Source organism: Paracoccus sp. (in: a-proteobacteria), from assembly GCF_039808215.1.
Classification (GTDB): Bacteria; Pseudomonadota; Alphaproteobacteria; order Rhodobacterales; family Rhodobacteraceae; genus Paracoccus.
Genome location: NZ_JBDHSP010000158.1, coordinates 1 through 2,745 on the forward strand (window position 1 = coordinate 1; position 2,745 = coordinate 2,745).

The 2,745-nt window shown below is 66.4% G+C and carries 4 protein-coding genes; all 4 read right to left on the bottom strand.

From position 1 onward, the window contains the following. On the bottom strand, positions 1–1,010 hold a 1,010-nt coding region (locus tag WMK75_RS18935), incomplete at its 3' end, for a tape measure protein (protein WP_347269125.1). Further along, on the bottom strand, positions 973–1,137 hold the full coding sequence (locus WMK75_RS18940; RefSeq protein WP_231964665.1) for a hypothetical protein: 165 nt from the start codon (positions 1,135–1,137) through the stop codon (positions 973–975). The genes WMK75_RS18940 and WMK75_RS18935, both read right to left, overlap by 38 nt. A gap of 98 nt (positions 1,138–1,235) precedes the next feature. Continuing rightward, positions 1,236–1,673, bottom strand: a complete 438-nt coding sequence (locus tag WMK75_RS18945; protein ID WP_043132439.1) for a hypothetical protein — start codon at positions 1,671–1,673, stop codon at positions 1,236–1,238. 3 nt (positions 1,674–1,676) lie between these two features. Continuing rightward, the gene (locus WMK75_RS18950) at positions 1,677–2,621 is read right to left on the bottom strand and encodes a phage tail tube protein (protein WP_347269126.1); all 945 of its coding nucleotides are present in this window, start codon (positions 2,619–2,621) and stop codon (positions 1,677–1,679) included. Between the last annotated feature and the right edge of the window lie 124 nt (positions 2,622–2,745).

A 2,745-nucleotide genomic window follows, 5' to 3' on the forward strand; every position in this document is an offset into this window, starting at 1 on the left:
ACCAGCGAGGAAAACTGGTAGATCAGCTCGCCCGCCGCGACGATCAGCGCGCCGATGCCGGTGCGGATCAGCGCCCCCCGCAGCACGGTCAGCGCCGTGGACAGCGAGAAGGTCGCGACACGGGCGGCGACAAAAGCCGCCACCCAGCGCCCGGCCATGAAGCCGGCGAAAGCAATCGCGAGCGAGGCGAGGCGTTCGATATTGTCCGCGACAAGGATCAGCACAGAGGCGACGGTGGAGGAGGCACCCAGAAGCTGATCCCAGCTGCCAACCAGTTGCAGCGCCGCATTGCCGATCAGCGTGAACGCGTCGCCGATGGTGGCCGGCATGGAGTCCGCTTCCTCGCGCAGCAGCTCCAGATTGCCGACCAGCGCGGTGCGGATCACCTCGCCGGTGATCGCGCCCTGCGTTCCCATCACCCGCAGGCCGGAAACTGTGGTGCCGAGTTCCGCAGCCAGCAGTTCGGCCACCCGGCCGCCGGTCTGGATCACCGTGTTCAGGTTATCGCCAGACAGGCTGCCCAGCGCCATCGCCTTCGAGAGCGCGTTCTGGACCGAGGCCGCGCGCTCGGCCTTTGCGCCCGAGACCACCATGGCGTTGTTCAGCGCCTCGGTGAAATCGAGGCTCTCGGCGGTGGAAAGTCCGAGTTCGCGCAGGGCGGTGGCGTTCGAGAGCCAGCTTTCGGTCGTCTGCTCGATTCCCGAATAGGTGCGCCGCGCCATCTGCGCGAGCCGGTCCATGACGGCGGCGCCCTTCTCCTGCGACCCGGTCGCCAGATCGACCCGCGAGCGCAGATCGGTCCAGGTATCGGCATATTGCGCGACCTGGCGGATGCTGAGCGCGCCAGCCGCGATACCGGCGAGGCGGCGCAACATGACGCCGGCCGTGTCCACCTCACGCGACATGCGCTTGAAGCTCTCTGCACCCGCATTGCCGACGCCTTCCAGTTCCGCGCGGACCTGGCGTCCGTTCTCAGCGACGAGACGAACGGAAACTTTCTTCTCGGCCATCGCCTCTGCCTTCCTCGATCTTCTGGTTTGTCCTGCGGATCATTTCCGCCTCGATCACCGGCAGCAGTTCCACGACCGCGAGCGGTGCAATGCCAAGGGCGCGGCCCATTTCCAGCGCCGCGCCCATGTCCCAGCCGAGAACCGCGCCGGGGATCGCCCGGACCTGCCCGCTCAGCCGCCCGGCCAGATCCCAGACCTGCCAGCCCTCTTGCGTTTCGGGACTGTTCAGCCGGGCAGGGCAGTCGGGGCAGTGTCCGGGGCAGGCTGCGCAATATCGCTCGCCCCCGCCGAAATGCCATTCGGCGAGGGCGCGGAGCCGTTTTTTTCCGCATCCAGCACCAGATAGGGGCCCAGAACCTTTTCCTGGAAGGCCTCGAACACCGGCCAGATGTTCAAGAGCGCGTCGATGCCTTCGGGCGTCACCGGAAGGTCGATGCCCTCGGCATCGCCGACGCCCGACCATTCGGTAATCACCATTCTGGCGACGGCCTGCGCCATGGCCACGGCCAGCACTTCCTTCGGCGCATCCGCGTCGAGGGTATCGAGGGAGACATCGGAGCGCGCGGCGGCCATGATGGATGTGGTGATCGGGGCGACCCGGATCATCAGGCCGGGGAGGAGGTCGATCCAGCGCGGCTCGGTGGTCAGGTTCAGACGGATCATGGTTCAATATTCCTCGGTATTGTTGACAAGGGTGATGGTCGCCATGCGCGCCGGGCTGGCGGCCTTCGCCGCCTGCCAGTCGAAGCTGGCCTGAATGCCCTGCGGCCCGCTGATCTCGACGCGGGGGCGCGGCAGATAGACGGCATGTGCGGTGAAGGTCAGGCTTTCGCCACTGGTCAGGGTGTATGCGAATTCCAATTCGCACGGCCCGCCCGCGATGGCCTGGTTCATCAGCACCATATCGGCGAAGCGCAGCTCGATCTGGCCGGTCAGCGCGGCGATGGAGGGGTCCGCACCGTCGATCATGCCGTCACTGCGAATGGTCTCGATCCGGTCGAGATTGTTGGCATAGCTGATCTGGGCCGAGATCACATTGCCCAGCGCCACGCCGTCCCGTTTGATCGCGCCATTGAAGTTGCCAAACCGGATCAGATCGAGGCTGGCCGGCGTTCCGGCCTGCGATGTGCTGGCGACGGTTTCGCCCTGCGCCACAAGCTGGACGCTGGCGGTCAGCAGGCCCGACCGTTGCATGGTCCAACTGAGCTGGTTGACCATGACGCCGGAATACATGGCAAAGCGCGGCACCTCCGGCATGCCGGTCTCGATCGCCATCGACGGCAGGGTCCAGTTGCCTGAGCGGAACTCATGCGTATAGGGTCCCGGCGCGGTTCCGGTCGTGACCGGCGCCCCGAACGCGGCCTTCAGCCAGAAGCCGAAACCCTCGGCATCGATGGGGATGGTCAGATCGCCATCCGCGGTGATCGCATCCTTGACCGGCGCCAGCGGGTCCCGGCCATATCCCAGCAGCTCTGAGCTGAGCAGCGGCTGCTCGGCGCTCAGCGTCGAGGATGCGAAGGGCAGGCGGGTGAAGCCGCTGACGGGGGCGGTGCCATAAACAGTCTCGAACGCAGCCGCGAGTTGCGACCGCGCACCTTGGGCGCGTGCCATGGAAGGTTCCTTTCTATGGAAGCGATCCCGTGCCGGGACCGGGTCAGTGCAATGGCGGCTTGACCAGCGCGGCCAGCCTGGTGAGGCCCTTGGCGGTCACCCGCACCTGCTCGGTGACCTTTTC

Bases quoted from the DNA above. Each gene is read 5' to 3' on its own strand.
- WMK75_RS18940 (WP_231964665.1), bottom strand. From the start codon at position 1,137: ATGGGCGCGGCGCTGGAAATGGGCCGCGCCCTTGGCATTGCACCGCTC.
- WMK75_RS18945 (WP_043132439.1), bottom strand. From the start codon at position 1,673: ATGATCCGTCTGAACCTGACCACCGAGCCGCGCTGGATCGACCTCCTC.
- WMK75_RS18950 (WP_347269126.1), bottom strand. From the start codon at position 2,621: ATGGCACGCGCCCAAGGTGCGCGGTCGCAACTCGCGGCTGCGTTCGAG.